13 protein-coding genes are annotated in these 14,530 nt (G+C 62.1%); 5 read left to right on the top strand and 8 right to left on the bottom strand.

Annotation, left to right across the window (positions count from 1 at the left end):
- Positions 1-1,242 carry a hypothetical protein gene (locus AC1DQ3_RS26310; RefSeq protein ID WP_477123097.1) on the top strand — a complete coding sequence of 414 codons (1,242 nt, stop codon included), beginning with the start codon at positions 1-3 and terminating at the stop codon, positions 1,240-1,242.
- Between the two features lie 119 nt (positions 1,243-1,361).
- On the opposite strand, the gene pdxR is transcribed toward AC1DQ3_RS26310, so the two are convergent.
- A complete protein-coding gene (gene pdxR / locus AC1DQ3_RS26305; protein ID WP_477123096.1) occupies positions 1,362-2,897 on the bottom strand; it encodes a MocR-like pyridoxine biosynthesis transcription factor PdxR in 1,536 nt (511 codons plus the stop codon).
- 121 nt (positions 2,898-3,018) lie between these two features.
- Here pdxR and AC1DQ3_RS26300 point away from each other — a divergent pair, with 121 nt between their 5' ends.
- Complete coding sequence (locus tag AC1DQ3_RS26300) at positions 3,019-3,657, top strand: FMN-binding negative transcriptional regulator (RefSeq protein ID WP_477123095.1); 639 nt, start codon at positions 3,019-3,021, stop codon at positions 3,655-3,657.
- A gap of 90 nt (positions 3,658-3,747) precedes the next feature.
- Here AC1DQ3_RS26300 and AC1DQ3_RS26295 read toward each other — a convergent pair whose 3' ends face one another.
- From AC1DQ3_RS26295 to AC1DQ3_RS26285, 3 genes are all read right to left on the bottom strand, one after another.
- Complete coding sequence (locus AC1DQ3_RS26295) at positions 3,748-4,872, bottom strand: sterol desaturase family protein (RefSeq protein ID WP_477123094.1); 1,125 nt, start codon at positions 4,870-4,872, stop codon at positions 3,748-3,750.
- Positions 4,873-4,951: 79 nt separating this feature from the next.
- Positions 4,952-5,125 carry a hypothetical protein gene (locus AC1DQ3_RS26290; RefSeq protein ID WP_477123093.1) on the bottom strand — a complete coding sequence of 58 codons (174 nt, stop codon included), beginning with the start codon at positions 5,123-5,125 and terminating at the stop codon, positions 4,952-4,954.
- A 199-nt stretch (positions 5,126-5,324) separates the two neighbouring features.
- A complete protein-coding gene (locus AC1DQ3_RS26285) occupies positions 5,325-6,278 on the bottom strand; it encodes a LysR family transcriptional regulator (RefSeq protein ID WP_477123092.1) in 954 nt (317 codons plus the stop codon).
- A gap of 543 nt (positions 6,279-6,821) precedes the next feature.
- Here AC1DQ3_RS26285 and AC1DQ3_RS26280 point away from each other — a divergent pair.
- On the top strand, positions 6,822-8,201 hold the full coding sequence (locus AC1DQ3_RS26280) for an amidohydrolase (RefSeq protein WP_477123091.1): 1,380 nt from the start codon (positions 6,822-6,824) through the stop codon (positions 8,199-8,201).
- Between the two features lie 245 nt (positions 8,202-8,446).
- Here the strand turns inward: AC1DQ3_RS26280 and AC1DQ3_RS26275 are convergent, their stop codons facing one another.
- On the bottom strand, positions 8,447-9,985 hold the full coding sequence (locus tag AC1DQ3_RS26275; protein WP_477123090.1) for a CYTH and CHAD domain-containing protein: 1,539 nt from the start codon (positions 9,983-9,985) through the stop codon (positions 8,447-8,449).
- Between the two features lie 556 nt (positions 9,986-10,541).
- On the opposite strand from AC1DQ3_RS26275, the gene AC1DQ3_RS26270 reads away from it, so the two are divergent.
- Complete coding sequence (locus AC1DQ3_RS26270) at positions 10,542-10,751, top strand: DUF1059 domain-containing protein (RefSeq protein WP_477123089.1); 210 nt, start codon at positions 10,542-10,544, stop codon at positions 10,749-10,751.
- Positions 10,752-11,191: 440 nt separating this feature from the next.
- Here AC1DQ3_RS26270 and AC1DQ3_RS26265 read toward each other — a convergent pair whose 3' ends face one another.
- Positions 11,192-11,722: a DUF6496 domain-containing protein gene (locus AC1DQ3_RS26265; protein WP_477123088.1), complete on the bottom strand. Its 531-nt coding sequence runs from the start codon at positions 11,720-11,722 to the stop codon at positions 11,192-11,194.
- Positions 11,723-12,023: 301 nt separating this feature from the next.
- Positions 12,024-13,277: a polyhydroxyalkanoate depolymerase gene (locus AC1DQ3_RS26260; protein WP_477123087.1), complete on the bottom strand. Its 1,254-nt coding sequence runs from the start codon at positions 13,275-13,277 to the stop codon at positions 12,024-12,026.
- Positions 13,278-13,711: 434 nt separating this feature from the next.
- Between AC1DQ3_RS26260 and AC1DQ3_RS26255 the strand changes: the two genes are divergently transcribed.
- The gene (locus tag AC1DQ3_RS26255) at positions 13,712-13,870 is read left to right on the top strand and encodes a DUF3309 family protein (RefSeq protein WP_477123086.1); all 159 of its coding nucleotides are present in this window, start codon (positions 13,712-13,714) and stop codon (positions 13,868-13,870) included.
- 124 nt (positions 13,871-13,994) lie between these two features.
- Here AC1DQ3_RS26255 and AC1DQ3_RS26250 read toward each other — a convergent pair.
- Positions 13,995-14,530 (bottom strand): sensor histidine kinase (locus tag AC1DQ3_RS26250; protein ID WP_477123085.1); only part of this gene is annotated, 536 nt, incomplete at its 5' end.

Genomic DNA, 14,530 nt, shown 5'->3' with positions numbered 1-14,530 from the left:
ATGCGACCGTTCGCCATGATGCGTGGTGCCATGCTGCTGCTTGCCGGTGTGCTGCTGTGCGCGCCGGCAGGCGCGCGCAACGAAGGCCGGAGCAATGGCCGCACTGATGCCCGGGGGGCGCCCGCCAAGGCCCGCCCGGACATCGATCAGCGCGCTTATATGCACGGCATTGGCGCGGCGGCCGGCCCCGGGGGGATCACCTACGTCTTCTTCAGCAGTTCGGGCTTGCCGCCGCGTGGACCGGACCGCAATCGCAACTGGTCGCATGACATCTACGTTGCCGAATGGAAGCCGGGCCAGGCCAATCTCGGCAAGGCCCGGCTGCTGATCGCGGAGAAGGAAGCCCAGGAGCCGGTCTCGGTGGCGCAGAGTGCCGGCGGTCGCATCATGCTGACCTTCGAGGACGGCTGGAATACGGCCAACACGGTCAGCCAGCGCTATCGCGTGTACGGTGCGGACCTGCGGCCGCAGCAGGCGAATCCAATCGATGTCTGGTCCGGCGGGCACTCCGGCCACGTCGCGGCAGTGGGGGATACGTTTGTGGTGTTCTACTCGGACGACTGGATCGACGGGGGCGGCGTGGACAACCTGGGCACCGGAAACGGCGTCTACCTCAAGACTTATGACGTCAACGGGCAGTTGCTGCGCAGCACCGATGTAGCGCGGGATAGGCGGGAGTGGTGGCCCTTGATCGCCGGCTCGAAGGAAATGGCCTTGCTCGCCTGGCAGGCGTTCATGCCCGGCGAGAAGCATGCCCGGCTGAAGACGGCAATCTATCGGCCCGCCGACGGGGCATTGATCGGCACGCAGGTGCTGAACGAGAACCTGAAGTACTACACCTACGGTGCGGCCTATGTGCCGGCGCTGAACAGCTTCCTGGTGGTCGGCACCAGCGATGGGGGCAAGGGTTTCGCGCATTTGCTGAATACCGAGGGCAAAGTCACGGCCTCATTGCCTTGCATGCCGGCTAGCGTGCGCGAGGCCGGCATCACGGTGGCCGGCGACATGGCATACACGCCCGGACAGGATGGCCGCCTGCTTCACCTCAAACTGTCCGCCGATGCGATTGCATTGCGCGGCAGCCAGCCATCGCCGATCCCATGGACCTATCAGGGCAGCCTCGGGCTGGTGCGGTCCCCGTCGGTACTGCACTGGGTCTCACTGACGCCGGGCGGTTTGCGGGAAGCCGACTTTGATTTGAGCCAAGCCGTGCCGCCTTCGCCTGCCGACCTATGTCGATGAGGAAAAAACCGACCGGCGGACCAGGCCGGGAGGAATTACTCAGCCGGTCCAGGATTGGAAGCCATGCGCGCTTAAAGGCGCGAAGCAGACACCCTGGCGACCGTATTTTTTGGCAATCTTCATGCGCGGTGATTGTTGTGCGGACATACTCTCGACTCCTCACAACGCAATTTCGCCATTTCGGCAATCACCGCAGCCAGGCATTGGGCGGCTGCTTTCATCTGCGAACTACTGAAACCGCCAAAGCCAAGGATCAGTCCTGGGCGCTCGGTCCCCGCTGCGAACATGGGCGACACCGCGCGGACGGCGACACCCTCCTGAGCGGCCCGTTGCGCTACCTTGCGGTCGTCCAGGCCTTCCGCGAGCCAAAGTACCAGGTGCATTCCTTGATCGCCGGGTTCAATCCACGCGAGATCACGGGGGAGTAGCGTGTCGAGTGTCTCCATTAACCCGAGTCGATACGCTGAATACACGTTGCGGACCTTTCGAATGTGACGCTCCAGATGGCCCTCCGCCATGAAGGCGGCCAGCACATGCTGATCCGCGGTCGGTGGGTGACGGTCCATGAGCACCCGCGCACCGCAGAAGGCGTCGACCAGACTGCGCGGGACGATCGCGTAGCCCAACCGCAATGATGGAAACAGAATCTTGCTGAAGGTGCCGAGATAGACCACGCGGTCTGGGTCCAATCCCTGAAGTGCCGGGAATGGATAACCTTGATATCGTAGTTCGCTATCGTAGTCGTCCTCAATCACCCAGGCGTTGGCGGAGCTTGCCCACGCCAGCAACGCGGTGCGCCGGGCCATGCTCAGGGGCATACCAAGCGGGTACTGATGCGAAGGCGTGACAAATGCCACGCGTGCGCCCGGCGCCATGCGCATGCCAGCTTCAACATCGAGACCTTCAGCGTCAAGCGGCACCCGGACCATGTCTTCACGACGGCCCATGCTCTCGAATATTGCAGTGACGCCTCGGTATGCGGGGTTCTCCACCCAGGCCTGGTCACGCGGACCCAGCAGGACCTGGCTTGCGAGGAAAAGTCCCTGCTGGGTTCCGCTCGTCACGATGACCTGGTCCGCTTCGCAGCGCACCGAGCGTGACTTGCGGACGTAGCCGGCGATCGCTTCGCGTAGTGGTAGCGCACCAAGAGGATCGGCATATCCGGTGGGCGCACCCGGGCCTTTGGCGCGCACCCGGTTCCCAAGGCGGCGCCAGATGTCGGCGGGCGCGGTCAAACCGATCGGCACCGAGATAGCGAACGGAACCGGTGCAAGCGGCCGGAACTCCTGCGCAATCTGCTCGAATGCTCGCACGCGGGCAGGCAGATCCGGTTCGACCGTGCGGCCGGGAACCACGCTTGCTTCGCGGGCAGGTTGCGGCTCGGCCACCCCCTGCGCGACGCTCGTCCCCGCGCCAGCTTTCGATTCGAGAAAGCCCTCGGCGATTAACTGCTCGTAGGCCTCGATCACTGTGCCCCGCGCAACCTGAAGCGACGCCGCGAGCAAGCGCGTGGAAGGCAACGCATCGCCCGCCCTGATATCGCCTTTGCGCACCGCTTCTCGTAACGCCTCCGCCACTTGGCGGCTCAGATTGCCCGCCGTCCGGTCGAGCACGCCAAACGACGGTATCTCCGCGACCTGTGCAGTTCTTGCCATGATTCTGGTTCATCAAAAATCTATCAAACTGGATCTTAAGAATAAACCACTTTTCGAGCAAACTGGGAACGCTCGCAGTCCGAAGCCAGTCATTCTGTCCTCCCACTCTGGAGAAATCCACATGTACGTTCCCGCCCATTTCGCCGAGACACGCAAGGAAGTGCTACACGCCGGCATCGCCCAGCATCCGTTTGGCACGCTGATCACGCATGGCAACAGCGGACTCGACGCCAACCATATTCCGTTCGAGCTTGCAGCAAGGGAAGGCGAGTTGGGGGTGCTGCATGCGCATGTTGCGCGGACCAATCCGGTGTGGCAGGCCGTTGCGAACGGTGATGAGGTGCTTGTGGTCTTCCAGGCGGGAGACGCCTATATCTCGCCAAACTGGTATCCGAGCAAGCATGCGTCTCACAAGGGGGTACCGACCTGGAATTACATGGTTATCCACGCGCACGGACGCGTCACGATTCTCGACGATGAGCGCTACGTGCGTGGTGTGGTCGGCCGTCTGACGCGCACGCACGAGGCATCGCAACCGAAGCCATGGAAGATGGGAGACGCGCCCAAGGATTACATGGATACCATGCTCAAGGCGATCGTGGGCGTGCAGATTGATATCACGCGGCTTGTGGGGAAGTACAAACTCGGCCAGAACAGGGAAGCAAGGGATATTCAAGGGGCTGCCGAAGCGCTCAGGTCACGCGGGCGTTCTCCGGTTGGCGACGAGATGCTGGCGCAGCTTGCGCAGAAGCTGGAATAGAACGACGAGAGGCGTGCGCGCATTGGATCGAGGTCAGGATATCGACCATGGCCTGCCCAGCCGTTTTGCCAGTTGGCGACTGGGTGCCAGTCAGCGCAACAGCAATCCGGCCAGCAGCAACAGCAGCACATCCAGCCCCAGCAGGCTGCGTGGTCGCATCCTTCCCTGCAGCAGGCCGCCCAGACCAGCCAGACCGGCGATCAGCAACAGTGCCAGCCCCCACAGCAGGCCGCTCCCCAGCGCCTCGCTTTGCCACAGATAGCCGGCACCTGCCGCCATCAGCAGAGCGAACTGCAGCAGGGCCAATGGCACGGCACCGGCCACCAGCGGTGGATCGAAGCGCTGGCGTGCGCGCTGCAAGTCAAAGGGCGCACTATCATCGCTCACGCCGGGCGGCAGCCAGCCCGGCGCCTTGAACCACACCTTGAGCTTGTCCTGCCAGCGTGGCGCACGGCGCGCCATCTGCCACAGCGGCACATAGCCGGAAGCCACCGCCCATAGCGGACTCCAGCTGTTGAGCGGGCTGCGGGTACCATACACCGGCTTCTCCTCCTCCTCGGCAAAAGTGCCGAACAGCCGGTCCCAGATGATCAGCATTCCGCCGTAGTTCTTGTCCAGGTACTGGTCGTTGACCGCATGATGCACGCGATGGTTGGACGGCGAGGAAAACACCCGGTCAAACCAGCCCAGCTTGCCGATGTGCTCGGTGTGGATCCAGAACTGGTATAGCAGCACGATGAGGCCGGCCAGCGCAAACTGCTGCGGGGCAACCCCGGCCAGCGCCATCGGCAAGTAAAACGGCCATCCCAGGAAGGCCACGGTACTCTCCTGCCGCAGCGCGGTGGACAGATTGAAATCCTGGCTCTGGTGATGCACGGCATGGGCGGCCCAGAACACCGCACTTTCATGCCCGACCCGATGTAGCCAGTAGTCGCAGAAATCGAACATCACGATCGCCAGCAGCCAGCCCCAGACACTGCCCCACAGGCCGGCGTGGGGAAACAGTGCCACCCGGCGCCACGTCAAGATATACAGGCCGATCTGGAAGAGCTGGCTGACACTGGCCACCAGCTGGCTTAGCAAGCCCTGACTCAGGCTGCTGAGGGCATCGTTCAGGCGATAGGTATTGCGACCGACGATCAGGCCATAGCCCAGCTCCGCCAGCATCAATAGCAGGAATACCGGGAAAGCGTAGACGGTGATTTGTTCTTCCATGAGCCATTCACAAAAAGTGCCTTACGACCGACAGGCGATTGACCGGCCGCTTGCCGGAACTGCTCAGAAACGGTCGTTATTATGGCAAAAAATGTCCGTGGCGGTTTCGCCTTCGAGCTGAGCCGCCGGCAAGCCGGTTTCCAGCGCTGCTCGCCGTGCCAAGTTCTGGCGCGATGGCATTGAGTCCGTCGGCAATGCGTTCCAGGAATGCGGCGCGCACCTCGACCGGTGTGTTGTTGTAGCTGTCGAACATGGTTGCGTCCGCAAATCGTGGTTGCGGACGCAAGCCTGCCCACTCTCGGCCGCAAAAGCCAGATGCGCTTAATTTCGCGGTTACCCTCATGCAGCAGTAGAGGTGGCTTACGCCATTGAGGAAGCTGGAACTTTAGCGCCAAGAATGCAATCAAGCCCGCGGAAGGGCGTTCGAGGCTTCATTTCCTCTTCGCCTCAAGTCAGGAGTCGGTGGGTTTCGAGGCGTGCGCCGATACCAGGCACTCCTGGAAAAGCAGTGCGGCCCGGGATGGCTGTGGCGAAAAGCGTAGCACACTCGAGTATCTACACGCATAGCGAAATCTCTTCGGGACAACGGGCTGCATTGCGCCGCTGGCTACGAACTCGCCCGCATAGTGGTCCGGCAGGAAGCCCAGAAAACGCCCCGACAAGACCAGGAGTGCGATAGCTTCCTGATCGAAGGCCGTTGCCTTTCGCGATAGCCCGGCTCTGTGACTGATCTCCATATTGGGAGACACGAAGCCTAGTGCAGAAAACGCATAGGACTGCAGCTTTCGCCAGGTTAGCCCGCCGTGATCCGCGCCATAGAGTGGGTGATTCGCACCGCAGTACAGAAGCATTGTCTCGCCAAACAGTTCTACATATTTCAGGGCCTTGGAGCTACGGTAGCTCGGGACGATGCCAACTTGAAAGGTTCCGTCGAGTATTCCTCGCTCGATTGGATTGGTCGAGGCGACATGAATACTAAGCGTCACGTCCGGTGCAAGCTCCGAAAAACGCGCAATTGCAGCGCCAACGTGAGCATTTGGATTGGTCGCTATCTTGTCAAACATGGCGATCTCGAGGCTTCCGCCCATCCTGAGGTGGATGTCGTCAATGCTGCTACGAAACGAATCGACTGACGCTAACAGCCGTAACACCTCATCGTAGACCCGTTGACCTTCCGTAGTCAGGGCGAACCCAGATCGACCACGCCGACATAGCAGCAGACCAAGACGTGTCTCCAGATCCTTGATATGCCGACTTACGGTCGATCCACCAATGTTTAGCTCGCGTTCAGCTGCCGTCATGCCACCACAGTCAACGACCGTCTTGAAGACCTTCAGCAGACGCAAGTCCATGTCGCTCAACTGGCCCATCGGAGCACCTGACTTAGGATCGCGGATTACTTTCATAAAGTGCTAAGTGAAGATTGACCTTTAATCATTCCAAAGGCTGACGCTATACCCAAGAATGGGCAAACAGAACCCGCCCAAGAGTTGCTCTCATGGGAAGCGTATGCAAGCTCTGGGCGGCGCAAAGAACTTCGCTGTGGTGATGTCGACAATGCGGTAAGCCCATTGATGGGTACGGCCTATGGTTCTTGTGGCAAGCCAACCGATAGCTTTAGCATTCGCTTCGAGCTCCCTGTCCGGGATGTGGACGGCGGAAACATGGATTTTTGCAAACCGCCAGTAGTGAAGGTCGGAAAAGGGCGGCCGCCGCTGCGATCGTTTGCCTTATGATATGACGATCATAATTCCATTTGCATACGCCCGCAAGGATGCGAAGGACAAGGGATGGCAAACGACAGGAAAGGCTCGGAGAACGATATGGAGGAAAGTCGCATGAAACCACAGCAAAGAGGAGAAAAAGCCACCGGCTTTTCTTGCGGCGGCATGCACGTGCATGCTGCAACCCTGCCAGCATCAAACCAACAAAAACGAAGGATATCCAGCATGTCTGCCTGCCACACCGGATCCCGTTCCGCCATCCGCACTTCGCTCGCCAGTGTCGCACTCGCCGCCGGCCTGCTCTGCAACGCCGCGCAGGCGCAGACCACGCCGGCTCCCGCCAGCGCCGACGCCCTGCACGCCCAGATCGAAACGCGTGCCAAGGCGGTAGAAAGCCAGCTGATCGCCTGGCGCCGCGACATCCACCAGCACCCGGAACTGGGCAACTACGAGATCCGCACCGCGAAACTGGTGGCCGACCACCTGCGCCGGCTCGGCATGGAGGTTAAGACGGGCGTGGCCAGGACCGGCGTGGTCGGCGTGCTCAGGGGCGGCAAGCCCGGCCCGGTGGTGGCACTGCGCGCCGACATGGACGCCCTGCCGGTGAAGGAGCGCGTGGACGTGCCGTTCGCGTCGAAGGCCAAGGGCCAGTACCTGGGCAAGGAGGTCGACGTGATGCACGCCTGCGGCCATGACACCCACGTGGCGATATTGATGGCGACAGCCGAGGTGCTCGCCGGCATGAAGGACCAGCTCCCGGGCACGGTCAAATTCATCTTCCAGCCGGCCGAGGAAACCCCGGCAGACTTCGAGCCCAACGGCTCCAATATGTGGGGCGCCAAGCAGATGGTGTCCGAAGGCGTGCTGGACAACCCGAAGGTCGACGCGATCTTCGGCCTGCATGTCACCAGCAGAATCGAGTCCGGCCAGCTCGGCTGGCGCAGCGGCGCGTCGATGGCGGCGGTCGACCAGTTCTGGATCGACGTCAAGGGCCGCCAGACACACGGTGGGCGCCCGTGGGGCGGGATCGACCCGATCGTGGTGGCGTCGCAGATCGTGATGGGCCTGCAGACCATCCAGAGCCGGCAGGTCAATGCGATGCTGGAGCCGTCGGTGATCTCCGTGGGCACGATCCATGGCGGCAACCGCATGAACATCGTGCCCGAGAAGGTCGAGATGATGGGCACCATACGCACCTATGATGAAGGTATGAAGAACGACATCCATGCCCGCATGAAGCGCACCACCGAGGCCATGGCCGCCAGCGCCGGCGCCGAGGCCAGCTTCCGCGTAGTGGAGCTTTACAACGCCACCATCAACCAGCCTGCGCTCACCGAGAAGATGGCGCCCACACTGCAGCGGGTGGCCGGCGAAGGCAACTGGATGATCGCGCCCAAGGCGAGCGAAGCGGAGGACTTCTCGTTCTACCAGGAGAAGGTGCCGGGGCTGTTCTTCTACCTGGGCGTGACGCCCAAGGGGCAGGATGTGACCAAGGCGCCCTCCAACCACTCGCCGGAGTTCTATGTGGATGAGCCGGCGCTGATCAACGGCGTGCGCGCGCTGTCCAATCTGACGGTGGACTACATACTGATGGCGCAACGCTGAGCGCCCGGGGCGGCGCGCTGAGGCCGGGGGCTACTATATGCAATAGCGGTTTTCCACGCTGCCGCCCTGCCTTGCCCCATGCGGCGCGCGCGCCTGACCCTCGTTTCGGCCCGCCGCATTCACCGGAGGCCATGTGCTCGATTTCCGCGATCTCGCCACAAGTTGGGACCGGCGAGCCATTGATCGCGCTGCTGTTCTGCCACCTGAGAAATAGCCGGCTTGTCTCCTCCGCCGGACGAGCCGGCTTACGCAAGTGGGCAGGCGCTCCTGAAACTCTTCCAGAGCCGCCGCAGCGCGTTCTGATCGGCTGCCACGCGGGCAACCAGGTAACCCCGCGCGAAACCCGCGCCGATGGCGGTTTTTGGGCGCTCCGCCTGCAGAGCGGCCAACAGCCCGTCCGCCACCGCGACGTCATTGCGCCAGCCCAAATCGTCCTGCAGCCTGGAAAGCACAGCGCGATATCGTTTCAAGCGTTGCCGGGGACAGAGGGACGCGAAGAACTCGGTTGCATAGCGAAGCTTCTTGGCGGCGATCCGCGCCCGGTGGCGCCGTTGCGCATCGAGCTTGGGCAGCCGGCGTCCGCGCTTTATCAGTTTGCGATGCCGCGCCCGCAATGTCTTGCGCGCGAACTTTAGCGCGGACGCTCCCAGCGCCCTGCGCATCTCAGGCTCGAGGCCGGCCCCCTTGCCAACGTTGTCAAACCAGTGGTTGAGTTCGATGACGAGCCGCGTGTACCGCGCCGAATTCACCGCTTGCGCCGCACGGCGCCGATTCTCGCTAGCCCTTTCGCTCGCCGTTTCCCGCAATACGCCTGCATGGGTATTCTCCGGCGCATCGGCCAGCGCTTCGGGCAACGTAGCGTGCGCCAGCACATCCCAGTCGCGCGCAGCGCCCAAGTCGCCGGCGACCCATTTGATCTCTTCTTGCAGAGCGGCCGGGCACACGATCAGGGGCTCGAACATATCCAGCGCTGAGCGCAGGCGGCGCAGACCCACGCGCATCTGGTGCACACACGCGGACGCATTAGTGCCGTTCGCCACGACGCCGCGTTCATTTCCGTAAACCTGAGCAAGGCAGTTTTGCGTAATGCAGTGGAACGCCTCTCCTACGGTATCGCGCTCATCAAGCTTCAAGGGTTGTGCATGCACCGCTTCGGGCTCATCGCCCCCGATCAACGCATAGCCACGCTCGCCTTTGCTCAGGCGGCTGATCCGCAGCGGTGCCGCTGCCAACATTTCGATGGCGATCCCATAGAGCCGATCCGGCCCACCGTTCTTGATCTCCAGCTCGACTTCGTGGATCGGCGCCCTCATATTGCCGGCAAGGAGCTCTCCCCGGTCCAGCGCAAGCTCCACTTCCTCGCCATGCGGCAGCCGTAACCGTGAAACTGTACGTCGCACATGGGTGGCAAAGATGGGCTTGAGACGTGCCGCTAGCCCGTCGTTGCCGATCCACTTGGCAGCTTTGGACTGCTTTGGCACCATGCCGCGCAGCGCATCCAGTTCGGGCGTCTCGCCGGCAATCGCCGCTTCGTATTCTTCGCGTTCGAAGAGCCCTGCCCGCCTGCGCCCCTGCGTCTTCAGCGTTTGAACGATGCGGTCGCCGTTCCTGCTGACGCGCAAGGACAACTGGTGGCGATGCAACTCGAAATCAGCCGTATCGAAGTAGGTGTTGACGTGCAGTTCATCGTGCGGCGGGCCTATGCGCAGTGACGACAGCGCAGGTAAGTCGCGCAGGCGGTCGATCTGGCCTTCCTGCAGTTCCAGCTTGAGTTCACGTTCCATGGTATGGCCTCGTCGCTAGCACATTGTGCGGAAAAAAGACGATGGTGTGTAACCGAAGCGCGACAGCTTGTGGACTTCTTGCGTTCGTCGGTGCGGTAGGCACCGCGATCAGGCAGGGCTCCATCTGTGGCCTCCGCAATGAGGCGCACAGCACGGGCGCCACACTTGCGCCGGACGCAAGACCCATACCATTGCCCGTCCACCGGTCGCCCGGGCAGGAATCCGTTCTCCGCGGTTCGGGCGAACTCGCAAGTTCCTCGGCACAGCGCGGCATTTCTACATTGCCGGCATAAATTTCCTGTCAATTCAGCAAGGGTGGCGCGGGCTGGCGAATCTACGCCGGCCGTTGGCCAAGTGGACGCCGTGTCGCTTGCGCAGATTTTCGCAAGCCGGCTCGGTCCAAAATCGGCCGCACTACCAGTGCGACCCGGGTTACCATAAACGCCGCTGCCCCGCGAATGTCCTATTATTTCCCATGGAAATTCGGACCTTTTCGTGTACTTCTGTGGGTTATCAAACTGGATCTTTGCCTTTCTTTTCTTTTGGAGCGGACCCTATGAAAACGATGACGTGCAGGGAACTCGGCGGGAAATGCGACGAAAAGTTATCGGCCAGTTCTTGGGACGAGATGGTCAAGGTCATGACAAAGCACGTCTTGGAGAAGCACCCGGACGTAGCAAAAATGATGGAAAAAATGCACAACGAAGATCCGACGAAATGGGGCAAGGAAATGAGGCCAAAATGGGATGCGGCTCCAGAAACCTGATACGGATATCTTTGCAACCTTGCAGGTTCCCGGTCCAGGTTACCGATTAAAAAGTGCCGACGGAGCGGTTTCCACAGAGGTTAGGAGGTAGCGCCCGGCCCGATCATATCGGAGCAATATGTATGCACCAGTTGCCAATGGTCCTCACCGTATCCGTCTTGCCTCAGATATGGGGTCTCAACGCTTACCCTGCCCCACCACTCTAAAAGATCCGTAGGGAGCCACCCGCGCCTCTCACTAAAGGGAACGACAAGCAGCCTCTCTCGAACGGCTCTCCTGAAGTCTTCCGTTTTCATCGACGACTCCAGTGATCTCGGACGGACGTCCGAATGAGGAAGCCAGGTTCGCAGTCTCCCCACCGCTGCTGTCGAGATGCACACCGAAGCCTCCGAATCAAATCCAAGCTCACATATTCCTGTGCCAGCCGACTCTGACCAGTGCTAGTGGCCTGCCTCCTTTCTCGTTGCGCGCGTACGCGCCGCCTTTCGGGCCGCTTCGGAGCGGCCGGTCGCGCCCTTGGTGCTTGCGGCCTTCTTGGCGGAAGCTGAACGATCGGCCGCAGTTCGTGTGCTTGATGCGCGCTTTGCCTGGGTGGATAGCGCCTGATGCGAAGCACCGGCTGTGCCCTCGCGCTTGAGTGCGTTGAGTGCAGCGCGGGCGCGCGTAGCCTTGCTTTCCGAACTAGCGCGTCGCGGTGGCGGCATGCTGTCGCCACTCTTGGCGGCCCCTGCTTTGGTGCCCGCGGACTTTGTCCCCGTCTTTGTAGCGCCCTTCTTCGGGGGCAAATCGACGCCGGCGCGGCGCGCCTCTGACAAACCGATCGCTATGGCCTGCTTCGCCGAGCGCACGCCATGCTTACCGCTGCGTACGGCTTCGATCTCGTCGCGAACAAAATGGCCGGCCTGGGTGGTCGGTGCCTTGCCCGCCCGCTTGTCTGCCCTGGCGTGCGCTATGCTTGATGTCCTTGGCATGGTCGTCTCCTATGGCTGTCCGCTTCATCCGGCAATCGGCCGTTGCTTGTCCGCGGCGTTGATATAGGGGCCCCGTCTGCAGGCTTCTGCAGGCGGCCTTGGAAAGTCCGAAGCAAATGCCGTTCCAGGCTTGCACCAAGACCAACGCCCAAGTCGTTTACAACCGGATCGGCAACAGCTTTATCCGATGGCGTAAATGCAGCGGTCAGGTACAGCCTTACCATTTTAGTTTTTTGGACAGGCGCGGTGAGCGCCAAGGCGGCCGAATGGGCGATGATCAGTTTTTGGCCCACCTGGAGTATCAGCCGTCTTCGCGATTCCGGACAGCCTTGTGGCCGGCTGGCACAGGCGCGTACCCATAGATGAGAGAGCGAATGCGCGGATAGACTTCGGTGCGCCATCTGGTACCGGAGAAGATGCCGTAGTGGCCACAGCCGCTGGCCGTCAGGTGATGCTTGCGGGAGGCTTCGATGCCGGTACAGAGATCGTGCGCGGCTCGGGTCTGGCCGGGGCCGCAGATGTCGTCGTGCTCGCCTTCCACCGTGATCAGCGCACTGGCCCGGATGTCGCCCGGGCGCACATGCTCGCCACGCACGCGCCAGGTGCCGCGTGCCAGCCGGCATTCCTGAAAGACCACTCGCACCGTGTCCAGGTAGTATTCGGCAGCCATGTCGAGCACGGCATTGTATTCGTCATAGAAGCATCGATGCATCTGAGCCGCCTCTGTGTTGCCTGCGGCCACGTCGAAGTAATAGTTCAGGTGCGATCTCAGGTGGTGATCCGCTTTCATCGCCATGAAGGCCATGTGCTGGCGAAAGCCCGGACAGACCCTGCGGCCCGCGCCAGGGTAGTGCGCCGGCACCGTATCTATCATTTCCCGCTCGAACCAGTCGAGCGATTTGTTGACGGCTAGCTCGTCGACCGTCGTGGGCTCGCGCTGCGCGTCGACCGGGCCGCCGATCAGGGTGAGGCTCTTCGGTGTTGGCTCGCCACGGCTCGCCATCAGGGAAACCGCGGCGAGCACCGGCACGGTCGATTGGCATATCGAGACGATATGGAGGTCCGGTCCCAGGTAGCCGATGAACTCGCGCACGTAGGCGACATAGTCGTCGAGATGAAAGGCGCCCGCGGCGAGTGGGACTTGGCGGCCATCGCGCCAGTCGGTGAGATAGACGTCGAAGTCTGGCAGCATGGCCCGCACCGTGTCGCGCAGCAGTGTGGCGTGGTGGCCAGAGAGCGGCGCGACGAGCAGGACGACCGGCTGGCTATGACGCGTCGCGCGCTCAAAGTGGAGCAAGCGGCAAAACGCCTTGTCCAACACCACCGTTTCGGAGACTGCAACGCGGTGGCCATTGACCAGCGTTTCGGCCAGGCCGAATTCTGGTTTGGGATAGCGCTTCCATAGCCGCACCAGCAGTTGACACCCGGCAGCGAGATGGCGGGCAGGGATGGCTGACGGCGCGTTCTCGAAGGCTCCCAGGAAGCTGGCACTTGCCTGCAGCCAGGGAAGGAACGGCGCGCATGCAGCTCTATGCAGTTCATACAATTGATACAAGGCTGTACTCCACTTCAACCGCCATGATTCCAGCGTAGTGCGGGAAGGACCATGTCATGAGTGGGCGGAGCCGCAATGTGTTCTCGGAACTTGCTGCTTCCGTTGTAGGAATAGACCTACGCGAGAGCTAGGGAGGGCGCCTGCGCACCTGGAGCGGCCGGAGCAAGCGACCGCCCCCGCTTCCATCGTCCGTCTTCCGGCTGCCCTCCGCTATTCGGCAGTTGGTTCTGTCTGACCGCTCCGCAAACGCGCCGCATGGCGCGCCTGCGTCGGCCCACTCCTACACCGATGCGTCGTCACATTCCTACACCGCTATCAGTCCCCTTCCGGAGGGACTCCCAGTCTCCGTGGCCTACGCTGAAAAGCGAGTGGCAGGCCTTGTGCTTCAAACCGGAAGCAACGCGGCTTTCCGCCAACGTCCAAGGAGCACGAATATGGGAATCGGCACAATACTCCTGATCGTTCTCATCCTGCTGCTGGTCGGCGCGCTGCCGGCGTGGCCGTACAGCACAGGATGGGGTTACTGGCCGAGCGGTGGCCTGGGGCTGATCGTCCTGATCGTGGTACTGCTCGTGGTACTGGGCCGGATATAGCGGCGCAGGACCGTTTGTGAACGCAGCGCGCCAGCTGGCGACAGAACCTGATCAGCTGGCGCAGCTCCTGCTCGTCGCGCTCTTCGATCCACCCTCCCCGCAATCCGGCGAAGGCCCTTTTCTTTCACGCAGGAGAGCCGTACGCCAGTACGGCGTGGCGGGGAAACTTCACGGAGATGCACACGAAGACTTTGTCGCTCTCGCCGGCAAGGCTTTCGGTGCTGGGGATCGCGCCAAGCAGTTCCAACATGCGGCGCGTCAGCAGCAGCGCGGCGCTCGGCCGTGACGTCTGCGAACCCTGCCCCGGCACACGCCGCCCAAAGAAATCGGCCAAGGTGGTCTGCCGCGTGGCGCTGCGTTCGCGATCGAGCGGCGGGCTCTCGGTAATGCGCAGCTTGACGCGATCCGGCTCGTTGCTCAGATGCACCCCCACCGAGCCGCCGGACCGCGCACGCCAGATGCAGTGCACGAGGAGATGGCGCAGCAGGGGCACCAGGCGCAGCATGTCGCCATCGATCAGATAGGTGGATCCCGGCGCGCCGTCGGTCTCCAGCGGCGGCAACAGCACGCCGCGCGCTTCTGCTGCAGGACGACGGTCCGCGATGGCCTGCTCGGTCGCAGCCTGCAGATCCAGCTGCTGCCATTGCGGCGGACTTTCAT

This window comes from Cupriavidus sp. 01T418, from assembly GCF_056398885.1.
This window is presented reverse-complemented; position numbering and strand designations above follow the sequence as displayed.

Bases quoted from the DNA above. Each gene is read 5' to 3' on its own strand.
- AC1DQ3_RS26280 (WP_477123091.1), top strand. From the start codon at position 6,822: ATGTCTGCCTGCCACACCGGATCCCGTTCCGCCATCCGCACTTCGCTC.
- AC1DQ3_RS26285 (WP_477123092.1), bottom strand. From the start codon at position 6,278: ATGAAAGTAATCCGCGATCCTAAGTCAGGTGCTCCGATGGGCCAGTTG.
- AC1DQ3_RS26300 (WP_477123095.1), top strand. From the start codon at position 3,019: ATGTACGTTCCCGCCCATTTCGCCGAGACACGCAAGGAAGTGCTACAC.
- AC1DQ3_RS26310 (WP_477123097.1), top strand. From the start codon at position 1: ATGCGACCGTTCGCCATGATGCGTGGTGCCATGCTGCTGCTTGCCGGT.
- AC1DQ3_RS26270 (WP_477123089.1), top strand. From the start codon at position 10,542: ATGAAAACGATGACGTGCAGGGAACTCGGCGGGAAATGCGACGAAAAG.
- pdxR (WP_477123096.1), bottom strand. From the start codon at position 2,897: ATGGCAAGAACTGCACAGGTCGCGGAGATACCGTCGTTTGGCGTGCTC.
- AC1DQ3_RS26290 (WP_477123093.1), bottom strand. From the start codon at position 5,125: ATGTTCGACAGCTACAACAACACACCGGTCGAGGTGCGCGCCGCATTC.
- AC1DQ3_RS26275 (WP_477123090.1), bottom strand. From the start codon at position 9,985: ATGGAACGTGAACTCAAGCTGGAACTGCAGGAAGGCCAGATCGACCGC.
- AC1DQ3_RS26255 (WP_477123086.1), top strand. From the start codon at position 13,712: ATGGGAATCGGCACAATACTCCTGATCGTTCTCATCCTGCTGCTGGTC.
- AC1DQ3_RS26265 (WP_477123088.1), bottom strand. From the start codon at position 11,722: ATGCCAAGGACATCAAGCATAGCGCACGCCAGGGCAGACAAGCGGGCG.
- AC1DQ3_RS26295 (WP_477123094.1), bottom strand. From the start codon at position 4,872: ATGGAAGAACAAATCACCGTCTACGCTTTCCCGGTATTCCTGCTATTG.